This window comes from Rhodococcus sp. BP-332 (genome assembly GCF_019836065.1).
GTDB lineage: Bacteria > Actinomycetota > Actinomycetes > Mycobacteriales > Mycobacteriaceae > Rhodococcoides.
In genome coordinates this window covers 1,070,359-1,088,059 of record NZ_JABUEC010000001.1, presented here as the reverse complement: position 1 = coordinate 1,088,059, position 17,701 = coordinate 1,070,359, and the positions used below count along the sequence as shown (strand labels likewise).

16 protein-coding genes and 1 tRNA gene are annotated in these 17,701 nt (G+C 69.2%); 6 read left to right on the top strand and 11 right to left on the bottom strand.

What is annotated here, in order from left to right; translation table 11 throughout:
• Nucleotides 1–32: 32 nt before the first annotated feature.
• Nucleotides 33–398: a PLD nuclease N-terminal domain-containing protein gene (locus HQ314_RS05080; protein WP_222649395.1), complete on the bottom strand. Its 366-nt coding sequence runs from the start codon at nucleotides 396–398 to the stop codon at nucleotides 33–35.
• Nucleotides 399–611: 213 nt separating this feature from the next.
• On the opposite strand from HQ314_RS05080, the gene HQ314_RS05075 reads away from it, so the two are divergent.
• Nucleotides 612–908 (top strand): hypothetical protein, encoded by a 297-nt coding sequence (locus HQ314_RS05075; RefSeq protein WP_027505601.1) that lies wholly within the window; start codon nucleotides 612–614, stop codon nucleotides 906–908.
• 10 nt (nucleotides 909–918) lie between these two features.
• Nucleotides 919–1,644 (top strand): CDP-alcohol phosphatidyltransferase family protein, encoded by a 726-nt coding sequence (locus HQ314_RS05070; protein ID WP_197027781.1) that lies wholly within the window; start codon nucleotides 919–921, stop codon nucleotides 1,642–1,644.
• On the opposite strand, the gene HQ314_RS05065 is transcribed toward HQ314_RS05070, so the two are convergent.
• Nucleotides 1,577–2,440, bottom strand: a complete 864-nt coding sequence (locus HQ314_RS05065; RefSeq protein ID WP_222649394.1) for a YhjD/YihY/BrkB family envelope integrity protein — start codon at nucleotides 2,438–2,440, stop codon at nucleotides 1,577–1,579. The genes HQ314_RS05070 and HQ314_RS05065 overlap by 68 nt on opposite strands.
• A gap of 150 nt (nucleotides 2,441–2,590) precedes the next feature.
• On the opposite strand from HQ314_RS05065, the gene glgX reads away from it, so the two are divergent.
• Nucleotides 2,591–4,645 (top strand): glycogen debranching protein GlgX, encoded by a 2,055-nt coding sequence (gene glgX / locus HQ314_RS05060; protein ID WP_222647476.1) that lies wholly within the window; start codon nucleotides 2,591–2,593, stop codon nucleotides 4,643–4,645.
• Between the two features lie 36 nt (nucleotides 4,646–4,681).
• Here glgX and HQ314_RS05055 read toward each other — a convergent pair whose 3' ends face one another.
• Genes HQ314_RS05055 through HQ314_RS05040 form a run of 4 tightly spaced genes read right to left on the bottom strand, consistent with a single transcriptional unit; the run spans nucleotide 4,682 to nucleotide 8,122 of the window.
• Nucleotides 4,682–5,809 (bottom strand): TetR family transcriptional regulator, encoded by a 1,128-nt coding sequence (locus HQ314_RS05055; protein WP_222649393.1) that lies wholly within the window; start codon nucleotides 5,807–5,809, stop codon nucleotides 4,682–4,684.
• Entirely contained in the window at nucleotides 5,806–6,915 is a 1,110-nt protein-coding gene (locus HQ314_RS05050; RefSeq protein ID WP_222649392.1) for a sulfate/molybdate ABC transporter ATP-binding protein, read from the bottom strand. The genes HQ314_RS05055 and HQ314_RS05050 overlap by 4 nt, the downstream gene beginning before the upstream one ends.
• Nucleotides 6,912–7,730, bottom strand: coding sequence for an ABC transporter permease (locus HQ314_RS05045; RefSeq protein ID WP_308119254.1), 819 nt, complete (start codon nucleotides 7,728–7,730; stop codon nucleotides 6,912–6,914). Before HQ314_RS05045 ends, HQ314_RS05050 begins: the two co-directional genes overlap by 4 nt.
• A complete protein-coding gene (locus HQ314_RS05040; RefSeq protein WP_027505607.1) occupies nucleotides 7,730–8,122 on the bottom strand; it encodes a molybdopterin-binding protein in 393 nt (130 codons plus the stop codon). Before HQ314_RS05040 ends, HQ314_RS05045 begins: the two co-directional genes overlap by 1 nt.
• Nucleotides 8,123–8,603: 481 nt before the next feature.
• Between HQ314_RS05040 and HQ314_RS05035 the strand changes: the two genes are divergently transcribed.
• On the top strand, nucleotides 8,604–9,818 hold the full coding sequence (locus tag HQ314_RS05035) for an Ig-like domain-containing protein (RefSeq protein ID WP_261769329.1): 1,215 nt from the start codon (nucleotides 8,604–8,606) through the stop codon (nucleotides 9,816–9,818).
• 4 nt (nucleotides 9,819–9,822) lie between these two features.
• On the opposite strand, the gene HQ314_RS05030 is transcribed toward HQ314_RS05035, so the two are convergent.
• Nucleotides 9,823–10,572 (bottom strand): M23 family metallopeptidase, encoded by a 750-nt coding sequence (locus HQ314_RS05030; RefSeq protein ID WP_308119227.1) that lies wholly within the window; start codon nucleotides 10,570–10,572, stop codon nucleotides 9,823–9,825.
• A gap of 515 nt (nucleotides 10,573–11,087) precedes the next feature.
• Between HQ314_RS05030 and HQ314_RS05025 the strand changes: the two genes are divergently transcribed.
• Nucleotides 11,088–12,311 carry a DUF4185 domain-containing protein gene (locus tag HQ314_RS05025; protein WP_261781349.1) on the top strand — a complete coding sequence of 408 codons (1,224 nt, stop codon included), beginning with the start codon at nucleotides 11,088–11,090 and terminating at the stop codon, nucleotides 12,309–12,311.
• A gap of 54 nt (nucleotides 12,312–12,365) precedes the next feature.
• On the opposite strand, the gene HQ314_RS05020 is transcribed toward HQ314_RS05025, so the two are convergent.
• Nucleotides 12,366–12,438 (bottom strand) — tRNA-His (locus tag HQ314_RS05020).
• Between the two features lie 80 nt (nucleotides 12,439–12,518).
• Nucleotides 12,519–13,121 (bottom strand): oligoribonuclease, encoded by a 603-nt coding sequence (orn, locus tag HQ314_RS05015; RefSeq protein WP_222630093.1) that lies wholly within the window; start codon nucleotides 13,119–13,121, stop codon nucleotides 12,519–12,521.
• A gap of 123 nt (nucleotides 13,122–13,244) precedes the next feature.
• Here orn and HQ314_RS05010 point away from each other — a divergent pair, with 123 nt between their 5' ends.
• Complete coding sequence (locus HQ314_RS05010) at nucleotides 13,245–14,819, top strand: helicase HerA-like domain-containing protein (protein ID WP_051613380.1); 1,575 nt, start codon at nucleotides 13,245–13,247, stop codon at nucleotides 14,817–14,819.
• A 4-nt stretch (nucleotides 14,820–14,823) separates the two neighbouring features.
• On the opposite strand, the gene cmrA is transcribed toward HQ314_RS05010, so the two are convergent.
• Together cmrA and HQ314_RS05000 are read right to left on the bottom strand one after the other, a co-directional pair.
• On the bottom strand, nucleotides 14,824–15,630 hold the full coding sequence (gene cmrA / locus HQ314_RS05005; protein ID WP_222649391.1) for a mycolate reductase: 807 nt from the start codon (nucleotides 15,628–15,630) through the stop codon (nucleotides 14,824–14,826).
• Between the two features lie 39 nt (nucleotides 15,631–15,669).
• Nucleotides 15,670–17,682, bottom strand: coding sequence for an NADPH-dependent 2,4-dienoyl-CoA reductase (locus HQ314_RS05000; RefSeq protein ID WP_222649390.1), 2,013 nt, complete (start codon nucleotides 17,680–17,682; stop codon nucleotides 15,670–15,672).
• Nucleotides 17,683–17,701 lie beyond the last annotated feature (19 nt).

Below are 17,701 nucleotides of genomic sequence, written 5' to 3'. Positions count from 1 at the left end.
CGTGGCCGACCGGTCGGGACGACGCGTACGCGTCAGTCGTGCTCGGGATTCCTGGTGCGACGGGCGGCGTCGCGCTGCTGCTGAGCGCGTTCCCGGCACCGACGCAGGAACTCCTCGTCGGACTCGGAGTTCATCGCGACCGCGCGGCCGGGACGGACGTCGTACTCGGGGAAACGGGTCGCGCTCGGTCGGCGTCCCGCGTCGGGACCGCCCCAGATGCCGCCGCCGACGGGCCGGCCCGCCACGAGCCAGGCCACGGACCCGGCGAGAGGAAGGAACACGACGAGCAGGAGCCAGACCGTCTTCGGGAGGTGACGGATGCCACCTTCGTCGGCCGTGATGACGTCGATGAGGCAGAAGATCCAGAGCACGGCGACGATCAGGCCGAGATAGGGCACGGGCGCGTCCTCACGTAGAGCGGTTCACGTCCCGATTCACGAACCGCATGGTCTGTTGACGCGCTCACCCTAGCGCCCGACGTCGCCCTCGTCACTCCGTACGAGCCGTCGCGGGGGTAGGTGGTTCCGAATGCCCTCTGTGAGCGCCCACCGACCGGGTTTCCCCCGGCGGTCCGACGGGCATGCACGGATGTATCGACGAAAGGACAAGTCGTGGTCGCGCAGAACGAGAACGAGCAGCCGCAGGATTTCGCACGCACCACGCGTGCGCACGCCGGTGAGGCCATCACCGACAGCCGCGCATGGCCGGGCTACTTCCTGATGGCGCTGGGCTTCGTCGCGCTCGGACTGGGCCTGACCGCAGCGGGCGGCGGCTTCGAGGGATGGGTGCTGGTCGCCGGCATCGCCTGCCCGGTTCTCCTGCTCGCCGGCCTCGCCGTGGTCCTGCTCGAGCGCAAGCGCGTCAAGGCGGCCGAGGGCAAGTCCCTCACCGATCCCGGTGGTCACTGACCACGATCACGTGACGGGTTCCGATGCGTCGGAACCCGTCGTCTCCGTGCCGAGAACTCGCACGCAGTACTTCCGTGCGTGGTCCGAGCTGCACGGCGGGTACGACGTGCACTCGTCGGCACTGGTGCACGGCTGGCTGACCATCACGTACGTTCTGGCCCGCCCGCTCGCGCGGGCGCGCGTCGCCCCCACCGCGGTCACCGCTGTGGGGGTTCTCTTCGCTGTCCTGGCTCTCGCCGTCGCGGGTTCCGGTCCGTGGGGCGCCGGCGCGGCGGCACTGCTTCTCGTCCTGTCGGCGCTGGTGGACAGCCTCGACGGCGCCGTCGCACTGCTCCGCGGTCGATCGACGGCATTCGGCTACGTTGCCGACTCGGTGGCCGATCGACTCTCGGACATGCTCGTCTTCGCGGTTCTCCTCGTGCTGGGAGCACCCGCACCCCTGGTGGTCGCGGTCGCGCTGCTCACCCTGTTGCACGAGACGGCTCGGGCTCGCGCGGTGTCCGCGGGGATGGCGTCGATCGGAGTCGTGACGGTGTGGGAGCGCCCGTCCCGCGTGATCGCCGTCGTGGTGACTCTCCTGGGAGCCTCGGTGGTGGACACCGGTCCGCTGTTCGGCACCATCGGTGCCGCCGTGTCCCTGATCCTCGCCGTCGTCGGCTTCAGTCAGATCAGCGTGTCGATCCATCACGCTCTGAGTGCGCTTCCCGCTCCGCGACCCGGTCGCACTCGAGAGTGAACACCCAGCCGATCAGCACGATGATGTGCAGCAGGAACAGCCACAGCACCGTGGCGACGGCCGCTCCGACGGGTTCGAGGCCGCCGAACGGGCCCGACCAGTCAATGGGTATCGCGAGGAACAGCACGTAGCCCTGCAGGAATCCCGAGACGAAGGACGCGGTGGTCAGGGCACCGATCACGACTGCCGTACGCGAGAGGGTGGTCGGCGCGACCACCCGGTACGTCCATCCGATGGGTACGGCGAGCACCAGCCAGACGGTGACGAATCCGAGCCAGACGCGGAACGCTCCCGCGCCGATGCCGCCGTTCACCGAGGCGAGTGCGTTGCCCACCACGAGAACGGGGATGGTGAGCAGTGGCGTGACGATCAGGACCGGGAGCGCCGACGCGCGACCGCGCCAGCCGACGAACGATTCGCGCACGGGCTCGTAGACGAGCAGGGCCCGTCGCATGCCCTCGCCGTAGAAGGTGGCGGGCAGGATCGCGACCAGGCCGCCCAGCCACCCGAGGTGGGTCCCGGCGTCGAACAGGGTCCGCACCGCACCCGGGGCGCCCGCTGCGCCCGGCAGAAGTCCGGCGATGGCGTCTCCGTACCCGACGACGGTCTCCTCACCCAGCAGCAGCGTGGTGAGGCGCAGACCCAACAGCAACATCGGCACGACGGCGATGCCGCCGTAGAACGTGATGCCCGCCGCCACCAGGGCCGTGTCGCGGGCCGCCAGCCGACGTCGCATTCCCGCCGCGACGGTCGTTCGTTCACGCACGATGCGTCGAGTCGTGCGGACGCCCGTCATGGGGCATGTCTACCCGGTGGCCCGTGCGCTCAACCTGCACCGTTTCGTCCGGGCGGTGCGCGGGTAAGAACGCTGGGACCCGCACGACTTCCGTGGGTGACTTCCGGTCCCTCCACGAGCTGGACCTACGACAGAGAACTGGTGCCATCAGTGACACGACAGCCTTCCACCCCCTACCCCCCGGGTGTCAGTCTTCGACCCGACGGGAGCGCGAACGTCGCGGTCTACACCGAGACGGCCGAGTCGGTGACCGTCGTCACGTACGACGAGAACGGTACCGAACTGTCGTCGACGACACTGCCCGAGTACACCGGCCACGTGTTCCACGGCATCGTCGAGAACATGTCCGTCGGAACGCGATACGGATTCCGGGTCGACGGCCCGTGGGATCCGGCCGCCGGGTTGCGCCACAACGCCGCCAAGCTCCTCCTCGACCCCTACGCGAAAGCCGTTGCGGGGTCCGTGGAATGGGACGAAGCGGTGTTCTCCCACCATCACGACGAGCCCGAGACCCGCAACGACGCCGATTCCGCGCCCTTCATGCCGCGGTCCGTGGTCGTCGACGACTCGTTCGATTGGGGAGACGACGCCGCGCCGCGAATCCCGTTGTCCGAGTCCGTCGTCTACGAGGTGCACGTCAAGGGCTTCACCCAGCTCGACGAGAACGTGGACGAGGCCGTCCGCGGGACCTACGCGGGTCTCGCGCATCCGTCCGCCATCGAGCACCTGACACGGCTGGGCATCACCGCCGTCGAACTGCTGCCCACGCATCAGTTCGTCCAGGACTCGCACCTGCTCGAGGAGGGTCGCCGGAACTACTGGGGATACAACTCGATCGGCTTCCTCGCGCCGCACAACGAGTACAGCAGTGCGGGCGACACGGGTGGGCAGGTCACCGAGTTCAAGTCGATGGTCAAGGCGCTGCACGCGGCCGGCCTCGAGGTGATCCTCGACGTGGTCTACAACCACACCGCCGAGGGCAACCACCTCGGACCCACCCTGTCCCTCAAGGGAATCGACAACGCGTCCTACTACCGGCTGGTCCCCGAGGACCACAGCTCGTACTACGACACGACGGGAACGGGCAACAGCCTGAACGTCGGCCATCCCGCCGCACTCGCCCTCATCATGGACTCGTTGCGCTACTGGGTCACCGAGATGCACGTCGACGGCTTCCGCTTCGACCTCGCGAGCACCCTGACCCGTCAGGACGAGGACCTCGACCGACACAGCGCGTTCCTCGACATGGTGCATCAGGATCCGGTGCTCGCCCCGGTGAAGCTGATCGCCGAGCCGTGGGACACCGCCGGCTATCAGGTCGGCGGCTTCCCGGCGCGGTGGTCGGAGTGGAACGGTAAGTTCCGCGACGACGTCCGCGACTTCTGGCGCGGCGAGGAGGGTAGCCTTCCCGCTCTGGCGCAACGTATCTCGGGTAGCCCCGACGTCTACGAGAACGATCGCCGGCCCACCCTCGCGAGTGTCAACTTCATCACCGCGCACGACGGCTTCACTCTCGCCGACCTCACGATGTACGACGAGAAGCACAACGAGGAGAACGGCGAGGACAGCCAGGACGGCGAGTCCGACAACCGGTCGTGGGGATGCGGCGCGGAGGGGCCGACGGACGATGCGGACGTCAACGCGCTGCGCGATCGCCAGCGCCGCAACTTCCTCGGCACGCTGCTTCTCTCGGCCGGCGTTCCGATGCTTCTGGGAGGCGACGAACTCGCGCGCTCGCAGGGCGGCAACAACAACGCCTACTGCCAGGACAACGAGATCTCGTGGTTCGACTGGGCGGTCGCCGACGACGCACTCGTCGAGTTCACGACGGCGCTGATCACACTCCGCCGCGAGCATCCGGCGCTGCGTCCGGTGTGGTTCCGCCACGGCGAGGACGACACCACCACCGACACGAGCGGCGGTCGACCCGACACGATCGACTTCCAGCGCGCGGACGGCGTCGCGATGGGTGACGACGACTGGACCACCGGATCGAACAAGTCGATCGCCGTGCTGTTCAAGTCGTCGGCCGAGGACACCGTGTTCCTGTGGCTGATGAACGCCTCCGACACCCCGGTCGAGTTCACCCTGCCCGACGAGACGTGGTCACTCACGATCTCGAGCGACCCCGAGCAGCAAGTGGGCGAGGACCCGACGTCACTGCTGGTACGAGACAGGTCGTTCACGCTGCTGCAGGCTCAGTAGCCGGTCGCGGCACGGCAGATCCGACGCGGGCCCCGATCACCGATGTGGTGATCGGGGCCCGCCGTCGTCCACACCCAGCATCGCGGTGATCACCGCGGCGAGCCGGCGCTCGTCGACGTGCCGTGACAGGTCGTCCACCACCGTGAACGCTGCTTCGACGAGAACCGACGACTGTGCCCGCGAGCGTCCCGGCATCGTCGACGCGAGGAGGTGCACCCACTCTCCGCGCTCCTGGCGAGCCATCACGGTGAGTTCGCGTGCCGTCGCCGGACCGGTCGAGAGGCCGTGGCGCCGGAGTACCCGCAGTGCCGGCGCCCGCGTCGCGAGGGCCACGCGCCGCCGCGCCAGCCCGGCCAGCGCCTGGTGCGGCGTGTCCGACCGGGCGAGCACACGCGCCGTCTCGTCTGCCGCCCGGCGCGCGGCGCCGAGGCACACCTCGTCCAGCACCACGGTCTTGCCGCCGAACCAGCGGTAGGTGCTCGACGCCGCGATGCCCACCGAGGAGGCGATGGCCGCCATCGTCACGTCGGCGGGCTCGCTCTCGTCGAACAGTGCCGCGGCCGAGCGCAGGAGTGCGTCCCGTCGCCCGACGGGCGGGACGCCGTGCGGGAGTTCCGGATCGTCGACGGCGTCCGGCAGGTCCGCCGAGAGGACCGCGGCGCACGCGGAGTCGAGAACCTCGAGCACCGCGGCGGCGGGGACGGCGAGGCGGTGCGTCCCGATGCTGGAGAGGGTGGACAGCACCGCCCGAGTCGTGACGTCGGAGTCGCGAGAGGGCCGAAGGATCGGATCGGCACGACGTGCTGCCGCGGTGACGGCATCGAGAACCGTGGTCACCGAACCGATGTCGGGGTCGTGCAGATGCGGGCGGTCGCGGCGTAGCGTGCCGAGCGAGCGGCGCACGGTGAGGGCGCCGAGAGCGAGCGCGTGGTGATCGGCGGGTGCGCCCTCCCGAGCGATGCGCCGTTCGAGGCGTTCGACCGCGGTCAGGTGCAGCGTGCGGAGCAGGTCGTACTTCGAGTCGAACCACCGATACACCGACGGCCCCGAGACTCCCGCGGCCGCCGCGACGTCGTCGATGCCGACGGCCGCGTAGCCGCGGGCGCCGAACAGATCCGCTGCCGCGTCGAGCAGTCGCCGCGGCCGGGGCGACCCACCGGTCACCGCGGTGTGGGCGCGCCGGGAGCCGCGGCGTGCAGTGCCACCTCGCCGGCCTTGACGACGAAGTGGACGCGACGGCCGGGCACGAGGTCGAGTTCGGTGGCCGCCGCGACGGTGACGTCGGCGTGCAGCGCGGGCAGACCCGCGGCCGCGGTGGACGTGATGCGGACCGACGAGCCGGTGGACTCCACGTGGCCGATCTGCACGGGCAGCACGTTGCGGGGGCTGCCCCGCGGTGGCTCGACGAAGACGGAGACGGCGGTGGGATGCAGCAGGGCCACCGCCGACGAGCCCGCGTCGAGAGGGTCCGGGGCGCGGCCCTGCACGGCGACACCCGACGCGGTCGTGAGCGTGTCCGGAGCGGTGATGGTGCCCTCGATCGAGTTCACTCCGACGAGGGCGGCCGCGAACCGGGTACGCGGAGCCGTCAGAACGTCGCGGACGGTGCCGTGTTCGACCACTCGTCCGGCGTCGACGACGGCCACCTCACCGGCGAGCGTCAGGGCGTCGACCCGGTCGTGGGTCACCAGCAGGGTGGTGCGCGAGGTCTCGGCGAGCACCTCGCGGAGCACGCGGCGCATGGCCGGTGCGGACTCGGCGTCGAGCGCCGCGAACGGCTCGTCGAGCAGGAGCACGTCGGGGTCCGCCGCGAGTGCGCGGGCGAGGGCGACGCGTCGGGCCTGTCCGCCGGACAGTGCGCGCGGCCGCCGATCGGCGAGGTCTGCCGCGTCGACGGCCTCGAGCCATCGGCGCGCGAGTCGCTCGGACTCGGCTCGTCCGGCACCTCGTGCGCGGGGCGCGAAGGCGACGTTCGCCAGCGTCGACAGGTGTGGGAACAGCAGCGCGTCCTGGGCGAGGAGAGCCACCCGTCGGCGATGCGGCGGGACGTCGATGCGCTGCGCGCTGTCGGTGAGGGTGCGCGCTCCGATGCGGACCACGCCGTCGTCGGGCCGGACGAGTCCGGCCACCATCGACAGCAGCGTCGACTTCCCGGCACCGTTGGGCCCGAGGATCGCCACCACACCGCCCGACGGCACCGTGAGCGTGAGGTCGGCGCCGCGTGCTCGGTGACGGACGTCGAGGACGACCGAGGTGTCGGTGGGTGTCACAGCACGCCTGCCGGACGCCGACTGCGAGTGAGGATCACGATGACGATCGCGACGACGATGAGGACCAGCGAGAGGGCCACCGCCGCATCGGGATCCGTCTCGCGCTGAAGGTAGATCTCGAGCGGGAGGGTGCGGGTGACGCCCTGGAGCGACCCGGCGAACGTGAGGGTGGCGCCGAACTCGCCGAGCGCGCGGGCGAAGGAGAGCACCGCACCCGACGCCAGCCCGGGCAGGACCAGGGGGAGGGTGACCCGCAGCAGGACGGTGCCGGGTGAGGCTCCGAGGGTCGCGGCGACGACCTCGTACCGCGTGCCCGCCGTGCGCAGTGCGCCCTCGAGACTGATCACGAGGAAGGGGAGGGCGACGAACGTCTGCGCGAGGACCACCGCGGTGGTGGTGAAGGCGATGTCGATGCCCCACGCCCGCAGGTGTTCACCCAGCAGTCCCTGCCTGCCGAACGCGTAGAGCAGGGCGAGCCCACCCACCACCGGGGGCAGGACGAGGGGGAGCAGGACGAGTGCGCGCACGACGGCGACGATCCGCCCGGTCGACCGCGCGAGGACCAGGGCCATCGGCACCCCCAGCAGGATGCAGAGGACAGTGCTGGCGGCCGCCGTGCGCAGGCTGAGCAGCAGCGCGGCCCGGGACGACTCCGAGGTGACGAGCGGAACGAAGCGAGCCACGTCGACCGAGAGCAGCATCGCCACGAGAGGGAGCACGACGAGCGCCGTGCCGAGTCCGGCCGGCACGAGGATCCAGGCGGGCGGACGCACCGCGTCGCGGTGGCCGCGCGTCCCGCCCGCGAGGACGGAGATCACGGTGTCTCGACGATGACGGTGGTCGCCTTGACCACCGCGACGGCGACGCTGCCGGGTTCCAGTCCGAGTGTCCGCACCGATTCTGCGCTCATCAGCGACGTCACGGTGAACGCGCCGCACTGCATCTGTACCTCGGCCATCACCGTGTCCACGACCACCGAGGTGACGAGTCCGGCCAGACGGTTGCGCGCGGAGCTGACCGTGCCGCTCGGATCCGGCGGTGCGGCGGCGCGGGCCCGAGCGTGCGCCGCGAGCGAGGCGCCGTTCACGACGGTGCGTCCGGCCGAGTCCTTCGACGTCTCGACGACACCACTCTCGATCCACCGGCGGACGGTGTCGTCGCTGACACCGACCAGGGCGGCGGCGTCTCGGACACGCAGATCACTCATCGGGTCGCACGCCGGAACGAGACGGGGCGCGGCGCAGATGCGGACGACGTGGGACCGAGGGCGCGCATCCACGTGATGCTAGCGGCCGGGAACAGACTCGGGGGTGTCGGCGTTGCACAGCTCGACGGAGTCGGATCCATGCCCCGGGTACCACCCCTTTCGCCGCTACGAGCGGCCTTCTGCCGAGAGGCGCACGGCCGACTCCGTCCTCGACGCCGCCGAGTTCACGCTCGGCGGCATCGTGCTGTCCGGGGTCGCTTGTGACGCACACCAACAGCACCCGCGATCATCGAAACGGGACGCCCGGTCCGCATTCCCGCTGGCAGAGGCTCCGGACCGCTGGTGAGGAGCCGGGTCGATGCTCGATCGGTACTCGACCGTGACCGTGTTCCCCAGCTCCGGAGTGGTGAGAAATCCCAGGTGGATGGCATCATGTGCGTGATAGCTGATGGTTCGGGCGCAGGTGAGTGGAGTCGAGAGAATGACGATGTCGTGGGGTAGGACCCGTCGTGGGCGCTCGACTCTGGTGGCCGCGATGACGGTGCTCGCACTCTCCGCGGCCGGGTGCACGGCGGGGTCGGGTCAGACACCGACGGCGGCTCCCGCGCCGATCGACTCCAACCCGCTGTCGGAGCTCATGAAGCCGAAGGTGTCGTTGCCGGCGCCCGACGCGTCCGTCGGATTCTCCCCGAGTGCTCCGGTCGCGGTGACCGTGGCGGACGGCACCCTGTCCGAGGTGACGCTCACCGACGACGCCGGCACCCCTGTCCCCGGAGCCCTGTCCGAGGATCGGTCGTCCTGGACGAACAGCGAGGTGCTCGACTACAACGGCACCTACACGTTGCGTACGCGGGCCTACGGTCTGGGCGGTGAGGCGTCGTCCGTCTCGTCCTTCACCACCAGTTCGCCGGACAACGTCACCAAGCCGTACCTGCTGCCGTCCGAGAACGAGATCGTGGGCATCGGCCAACCGGTCGCCGTGCAGTTCGACGAGCCGATCCCCGACAAGATCGCCGCGCAGAACGCGATCACCGTCGTGACGGACCCGCCGGTCGAGGGTGCCTTCTACTGGGTCAACCAGAAAGAGGTGCGGTGGCGCCCGCAGAACTACTGGGCTCCCGGCACCCGCGTCACCGTGACGGTGGACGTCTTCGGTCGCGACCTCGGCGAGGGACTCTTCGGCCAGGAGAACGCGTCGTCGTCCTTCTCGATCGGTGACGCCGTCATCGCCACCGCGGACGACGCCACCAAGCAGGTGACGTTCTCCGTCAACGGAGTCGACGTCAAGACCATGCCGACGTCGATGGGCAAGGACAGCTCGCCCACCGACAACGGGGTCTACATCATCGGTGACAAGTTCGCGTCCATGGTCATGGACTCGTCGACCTACGGCGTCGCCGTGGACTCCGCGCAGGGCTACCGCACTCCGGTCGACTGGGCGACGCGAATGTCGTACAGCGGCATCTTCTTCCACTCGGCGCCGTGGTCCGTCGGATCACAGGGCTATTCGAACGTCAGCCATGGTTGCCTGAACCTGAGCCCGTCGAACGCGAAGTGGGTCTACGACAACACCAAGCGTGGTGACATCACCGTCGTGAAGAACACCGTGGGTGGAACGCTGTCGGGTACCGACGGACTGGGCGACTGGAACATCCCGTGGGACGAGTGGAAAGCCGGCAACGCCCAGTCCGTCTGAGCCGCTAGACCTTCAGGCCCAGAGCGGTGAGGTAACCGACCGGGTCCACGGCCTCGCCGCCGCGTCGCACCTCGAAGTGCAGGTGCGGGCCGTTGGAGTCGCCGGTACTGCCGACCGCGCCGATGGCCTGACCGGGAGCGATGGTGTCACCCACGGCGACATCGATGCGACTCTGGTGTCCGTAGAGGACCTCCGTGTCGCCCTTCTGGATCTTCACCAGGTTGCCGTACCCGTCGCCCGCGTCACCGGCCTGCGTGACGGTGCCGCCGGTGACCGCGTAGATCGTGGTGCCCTGCGCGGCTCCGAGGTCGATGCCCTCGTGGTTCTGCCGTCCGCCGCCGGTCGGGTTGTTGCGCCCGCCGTAACCGGACGTGACCTCGAAGGTGCCGGGCGTCAAGGGGAGTCGTGATCCGCCGACGCCCAGCGGGGCCGCCTGGAAGGGCGACGTGGCGTCCGGCGCGGCGTCGGGAGTCACCGGGGTGAGGGTGATGTCGCCGAGAACGAGCCCCGCGACCTCCTGCACCAGCACGCCCGTCGCGTCGAAGACGGCGGCGAGGATCGCCGCCTGCTGCTTGGCGCTCAGCGGAACACCGGGAATCTGGAACGCGGGCAGAGCGGGGAGCGGCGGAAGCGCGGGTGCTGCTGCGGCCGTGGATGTCCCGGCGAAGAGCAGAGCTCCGGTGGCCGCGACGCCCACCATGGCGGCGGATCCCCAGCGACCACGGCGGCGCACCGGTGACGGCGATGCGTCCACGGTGTCCTGTGATGCGGTGTTCGAGTGTGATGTTCGGTGCACGAGCTACCTCCGTATGCGCCCACGGGCGTCGCCATTCGGTCGGCGCCGACCCGGGGGAGGAGTCCCGTCGCTGCTGCGCTGTCCACGGCGGTACGGCCGTCGACGTCCCTCTGATCCGTACCGGTCTCACCGACCGGTACCGGACGAGCAGTCGCCCACGGCGCACCGCTCGGCGAAGTCGAATGCCCTTCCCTTGGCATTCACGTCCGTCGAGCGAACAACACGAGTAACACACGGCGCACCTTCCCCAAGAGCGCCACGGGTCACTCTACGGGACAGCAGTATCGCTCGGTAACACGAATGCTCAATTACACCAACGTAATTCGGTTGTGCCGGCCTACCTGCGAAAACACATACGTGTAATTCGGCGGTGGGGCCGTCCCGGTGCGGAGATCGGACCGTGTCCGGACTGGTACCTTGCGTTCGGGGGCGGGTTACTGCCGCGTGTGGCGCGACTGTGGGGGATGTTCTGTATGCGACGACAACGGGCGATGGCGGCTGCGCTGGCACTGGCACTGGTGGGGGGAGTGAGCCTGGTGCTCGCGCCCGTGGCGGCGGCCGAACCGTGTGGAGGACTGCCCGGTACCGGGATCGACGGAACAGGTTTTCCCGGTCAGCCACCTGCGGGACGGCAGGGTCCGGTGCCCGCCTACAACGGGCCGTCGACGTCCACCGTGGGGTGGGTGACCGGTCAGGAGAGTGTGAACCGGACGTTCGATCGTTTCGGAATCTCGGGGACCGATCTCGGCATCAGTTGGGACAACGGAGCCGGTCAGACCCTCATGGCGTTCGGCGACACCTTCGGGAACTGCGCGGTCCTGGGCGGGCAGTGGCGGCACAATGTTCTGTTGCGCAGCAACGACACCGACCTGTCGGACGGCATCACGTTCGCCGACGGTGTGCCCGGTGACGTGAACTCCGGTGCGGTGGTGGCCGGGAACGATCCGCGATTCGCGACCCAACTGCTCTCGGCTCTCGGGCTCTCACCTGTCGAGTACACGATCGTTCCCACGTCGGCGATCGCCGTGAACGGCGTGCAGTATCTGCACTTCATGTCGGTCCGCGAGTGGAGCGGCTCGGTGTGGTCGACGAACTACGCGGGAATCGCGACGTCGCGCGACAACGGGCAGACGTGGTTCCCCGAGCCCGGCACGATCCGGTTCAACAGCGGCGTGGCCGTCCCCGGTACGGAGCAGTTGGACGCCCGCTTCCAGCAGGCGGCGTTCGTCCGCGGCCAGGACGGGTTCGTGTACCAGTACGGGACACCGAACGGCCGTCTCGGTGCGGCCTACCTGGCCCGCGTCGCACCCGACGCGATGCTGGACCTCACCCGGTACGAGTACTGGAACGGTGGGTCCTGGACCTCCGACCTGGCCGCCGCCGCTCCTGTGGTCGGCCAGCCGGTCGGGGAGATGTCCGTCGCGTGGAATGCGTATCTCGGTCGCTACATCATGCTGTACGGCAACGACGTCGAGGGCCGCATCATGGCGCGGACCGCGTCGGCACCCGAGGGGCCGTGGAGCGCTCCCACCGCGCTGGTGGTGAACAACGACATCGGCAACTACCCGGGCGGTGGCCTCTACGCGCCCTACATCCACCCGAGGTCGGCCGGTGACTCGCTGTACTTCACGGCGTCGCAGTACTCGTCCTACAACGTCATCCTCATGCGGACGGACCTCGACGCGCTGCCCCGCTGAGCCCCACGCACGACGAAGGCCCCCGACTCGCGAGTCGGGGGCCTTCGTGTTCGGGGTGGACGACGGGACTCGAACCCGCGACAGCCAGGATCACAACCTGGTGCTCTACCAACTGAACTACGCCCACCATTGCTGCACACCCTGCGGCGATGCAGCGCGTTCGATACTAGCGTGACCGATACGCGGGAAGCCAATCGGTTCCCTGTGTCACGCGTCGCCACCGGTCAGCGTCGTCACGACAGCGCCGATCTCCTCGGTGGTCGGTCCCGGAGCCGCCACGAAGGCCGTCTGCCGGTAGTACTTGAGCTCCCGGATCGACTCCTCGATGTCCGCGAGTGCCCGGTGCGCGAGGCCCTTGGGAGGCTGACCGAAGTAGATGCGTGGGTACCACCGGCGGCACAACTCCTTGATGGAGCTGACGTCGATCATCCGGTAGTGCAGGTAGTCGTTCAGTTCCGGCATGTCCCGCGCGATGAAGCCGCGGTCGGTGCCGATCGAGTTGCCGGCGAGCGGCGCGGTGCCGGCGGGAACGTGCTGCCGGATGTACTCGAGCACCTTCTCCTGCGCCTGCTCCATCGTGACCGTCGACGCACGGACCTCCTCGGTGAGCCCCGACTTGGCGTGCATCTCGGTGACCACGTCCGGCATCGAGGCCAGTGCGTCGTCGTCGCAGTGGATCACGATGTCCACGCCGTCGCCGAGAACGTTGAGGTCGCTGTCGGTGACCAGGGCCGCGATCTCGATGAGCTTGTCCGAGCCCAGCTCGAGGCCCGTCATCTCGCAGTCGATCCAGACCAGTTTGTCGTTCACGCACATCCTCGGTATCCGTCGTGTCCATCGGTACCGCTGCCACAGTAGACCCGCACGTGTCGGTACCGGCGATAGAGTTCAGCCCGTACCGCCGGCGACACGAGAACGGGAGCACGAGTGACGATGACGGAACCGACGGAGGGTGGCCGCGCGGCCGCGATCGCAGCGGGGTACGCCACGGAAGGTCCCGCCATCGAACTCGGCAGTGTGGTGCTAGACGGCGTCGCGGATCCGACCGCACGGGTCCGGTTACCGCTGAAGATGGTGAACCGTCACGGCCTCGTGGCCGGCGCCACGGGAACCGGCAAGACGAAGACCGTGCAGGTGATCGCCGAACAGCTCTCCGCGGCCGGTGTTCCGGTGGTGCTGGCCGACGTCAAGGGCGACCTCTCGGGACTGTCCGCTCCGGGCGCCGACTCGGACGGCCTGCGCGGCCGGGCCGGCGAGACCGGCGCGGACGGGTGGGCGCCCACGGGATTCCCGGTCGAGTTCCTCTCCCTCGGTACCGAGGGTGGCGCGGTGCCGGTACGCGCGACCATCACGGCGTTCGGCCCGATCCTGCTCAGCAAGGTATTGCAGCTCAACGCGACTCAGGAGTCGACCCTCGGACTGATCTTCCACTGGGCGGACACGCAGGGGCTCGCGCTGCTCGACCTGAAGGATCTGCGTGCCGTCATCACGCACCTCACGAGCGACGAGGGCAAGGCCGACCTGAAGGGCATCGGCGGCGTCTCGTCGTCCACCGCCGGTGTCATCCTGCGGGCACTGGTGAACCTGGAGGCCGACGGCGGCGACACGTTCTTCGGTGAGCCGGAGATGCGGACGGAGGACCTGATCCGCACCGCACCGGACGGACGCGGCATCGTCACCCTCTTCGAACTCGGCGCTCTCGCAGCGCGTCCCGTCATGTTCTCCACGTTCCTGATGTGGGTGCTGGCCGATCTCTTCCAGACCCTGCCGGAGGAGGGGGACCTCGACGCACCGAAGCTGGTGTTCGTGTTCGACGAGGCACATCTGCTCTTCGCCGACGCGTCGAAGGCGTTCCTCCAGCAGGTCGAGCAGACCGTGAAACTGATCCGCTCCAAGGGCGTCGGCATCTTCTTCTGCACGCAGCTGCCGTCGGACGTTCCCGGGCCGGTGCTCTCCCAGCTCGGCGCGCGGGTGCAGCACGCGCTGCGCGCCTTCACCCCGGACGACCAGAAGGCGCTGACCAAGACGGTACGGACCTATCCCAAGAGTGCGGACTACGACCTGGAGGAGGCACTCACCACCCTCGGGACCGGCGAGGCGATCGTCACGGTGCTGTCCGAGCGGGGCGCGCCGACTCCCGTGGCCTGGACCAGGATTCGTCCGCCGCAGTCGCTGATGGACACCATCGGAACGGACGCGATCACGGCCGCCGCGACCGCCAGTCCGTTGTACGCGACGTACGGCACCACCGTCGACGGCGAGTCCGCGTACGAGTTGCTGAACGCACGGATGGCCCCCGAACCGACGCCGCAGCAGCCGGAGTTCCCGCCGCTGCCGCAGACCTACGACCTGCCGCCGCTGCCCGCGCCGGAGCCGGAAGGACCGTCGGCCGCAGAACGCATCATGGCCAACCCCGCCGTGAAGAGCTTCCTGCGGTCGGCAGCCAGTGCGGCCGGTCGCGAGATCTCACGGAGCATCTTCGGAACCGGACGCCGCCGTCGGAGGTAGAAGGTCAGGAACCGCCGAGCTTCTTGTAGAAGCTGCCGATGATCGGAGCGCTGATCGAGCGCGGACTGTACTGGCCCGCAACGGACATGCCCTTGCTGAGGATTCCGGGAACGATGCGCATCTTGTTCTTCTCGAGCCCGTCGAGAGACAGCCGTGCCGTGTACGCGCTGTCGATCCACAGGAAGTCCGGCACCAGCTTGTCGACGATGGAGGCGTCCGCGGGATCGGGCGTCTCGGTGCGGACCGGGCCGGGTGCGAGGAGCGTGCAGTGCACGCCGGTGCCGGCGAGCTCCGATCGCAACGACTCGGAGAACGTGTTCACGAACGCCTTGGTGGCGGCGTAGGTCGCATTGTTGGGGATGGCCATGTTGCCCGCGGCCGAGCCGGTGACGAGGATGCCGCCGGCGCCACGCTCGATCATGCCGGGCAGGACCGCCAGCGTGAGATCGTGCACCGCAACAGCATTGAGCTGCACCTGGGCGCGCTCGTAGGCGGGATCCAGCCCCGACACCGGACCGAAGGTGGCAATGCCGGCGTTGTTGCAGAGCACCGAGATGTCGCGGCCGGCCAGTTCGTCCGCCAGGGTCTGGCGTTGAACGGGATCAGACAGATCGTTCACGCGGACCTCGACGGTGACGCCGTGCGCGGCGGTCAGCTTCGCCGCCAACGCCTCGAGCAACTCGGCTCGACGGGCGACGACGATCAGCGAATGACCACGGGCGGCGAGTTCGGTGGCGAGTGCTTCTCCGATGCCGGACGACGCTCCGGTGACGACGGCACGGGACTCTGCGGTGGGTGCGGGGAGGCTCACGGTCACCGAGGCTAGCGTGACCCTTCGGAGCACGCGACGTCAGAGGGCGGCCGCGAGGCGGGTCCCTTGTTCGATCGCCCGCTTCGCGTCCACCTCCGCCGCCACGTCGGCGCCGCCGATGACGTCGACTACTGTTCCCGCAGCTGTGAGATCGTCCAGAAGATCGCGCACCGACTCCTGGCCGGCGCACACGACGATGGTGTCGACCTCCAGTGCGCGTGTCCGTCCGTCGACGGTGATGTGAAGTCCGTCGTCGTCGATCCGGTCGTACCGCACCCCCGACAACTGCGTCACGTTCCTGCTTCGCAGGGCAGCGCGATGCACCCAGCCGCTGGTCTTGCCGAGTCGCGTGCCGATCCGTCCCGCCGTCCGCTGCAGCAGGTACACCTCGCGAGCCGCGGGGGGAGCGACAGCGGTGGCCACGGCACCCGCGGCCGCCGGATCGTCGGTGACTCCCCATTCCCGACGCCACTCCGCGGTGTCCAGAGTCGAGGAGTGTTCCGTGGTGAGGAACTCGCAGACGTCGACACCGATGCCGCCGGCCCCGATGACGGCCACGCGCCTGCCGACGTCGCGGTGGCCGAGCACCGCCTCGGCGTACGTGACGACGCTGGGGTGATCGATGCCGGGAATGGACGGGATGCGCGGCGCCACACCCGTGGCCAGGACGACGCGATCGAAGTGCACGAGGTCCGCGGCGCCGGCCGTCGTGCCGAGCCGAACGTCGACCGTCGCTGCGGCGAGTGCGTGGGTGAAGTAGCGGACCGTCTCGGCGAACTCCTCCTTGCCGGGGATGCGCTGCGCGATCGCGAACTGGCCGCCGATCTCGTCGCGCGCCTCGAAGAGGGTGACGCGATGACCACGCTGCCCCAGTGCGACCGCGGTGGCGAGTCCCGCCGGGCCGGCGCCGACGACGGCGACCGTTCTCGCGGAGCGTGTCGGGGACAGCACGAGTTCGGTCTCCCGCCCGGCCCGCGGATTGAGCAGGCAGGACGCCTTGCGGTGGACGAAGACGTGGTCGAGACAGGCCTGGTTGCAGGCGATGCACGTGTTGATCTCGTCCCGTCGGCCGTTCCTCGCCTTGAGCAGCCAGTCGGGATCCGCCAGCATCGGGCGGGCCAGCGACACCAGGTGCGCGCTGCCGTCGGCGAGCAGGCGTTCGGCGACCTCCGGCATGTTGATCCGGTTCGCCGCCGCCACCGGCACCGTCACCACCTCGGTGAGGCGGCGGGTGAAGTCGATGAACGCGGCCCTCGGTACGGACGTCACGATGGTGGGCACGCGCGACTCGTGCCAGCCGAAGTCGGAGTCGAACAGATCGATCCCGGCTCCTTCGAGTTCGGTGGCGAGTGCCACGATCTCGTCCCACGTCTGACCGTTCTCGACCAGATCGGCCAGCGAGATCCGGAACGAGAGCAGGAAGTCCGGTCCGACCGCTGCTCTGATGCGACGCACGATTTCCACCGGAAGGCGGCGCCGGTTCTCGGCGGACCCGCCCCATCGATCGGTGCGACGGTTCGTCCTCGGTGCGAGGAACTGGTTGAGGAAGTAGCCCTCGCCGCCCATGATCTCGACGCCGTCGTAGCCTGCGCGCTGCGCCAGGCGCGCGCACCGGACGTAGTGGCTGATCTGCCGTTCCACGCCCCGATCGGTGAGGCCGCGGGCGCGGAACGGGGTGATCGGCGACTTCCCACCCGACGCACTCACCGAGAGCGGATGGTAGGAGTAGCGGCCCGCGTGCAGGATCTGCAGCACGATCCGACCACCCTCGCGGTGCACGGCATCGGTCACGTGTCGGTGGCGACGGGCCTCGAGACGGTTGGTCAATTTGGCCGCGAACGGCAGCAGCCAGCCGGTGCGATTTGGGGAGTAGCCCCCGGTGACGACGAGTCCCACACCACCTCGGGCGCGCTCGGCGAAGTACGCGGCGAGCTTCTCGACGTCCTTCGCCCGATCCTCGAGTCCAGTGTGGATCGAGCCCATCATCACCCGGTTGGGCAACGTCGTACGACCGACCGTGATCGGCGACAGCAGAACAGGGAAGTCGGTCATCTCGGCACCCTATGCTGCG

Bases quoted from the DNA above. Each gene is read 5' to 3' on its own strand.
- HQ314_RS05065 (WP_222649394.1), bottom strand. From the start codon at position 2,440: ATGACGGGCGTCCGCACGACTCGACGCATCGTGCGTGAACGAACGACC.
- HQ314_RS05040 (WP_027505607.1), bottom strand. From the start codon at position 8,122: ATGAGTGATCTGCGTGTCCGAGACGCCGCCGCCCTGGTCGGTGTCAGC.
- HQ314_RS05035 (WP_261769329.1), top strand. From the start codon at position 8,604: ATGACGATGTCGTGGGGTAGGACCCGTCGTGGGCGCTCGACTCTGGTG.
- HQ314_RS05025 (WP_261781349.1), top strand. From the start codon at position 11,088: ATGCGACGACAACGGGCGATGGCGGCTGCGCTGGCACTGGCACTGGTG.
- HQ314_RS05010 (WP_051613380.1), top strand. From the start codon at position 13,245: ATGACGGAACCGACGGAGGGTGGCCGCGCGGCCGCGATCGCAGCGGGG.
- HQ314_RS05000 (WP_222649390.1), bottom strand. From the start codon at position 17,682: ATGACCGACTTCCCTGTTCTGCTGTCGCCGATCACGGTCGGTCGTACG.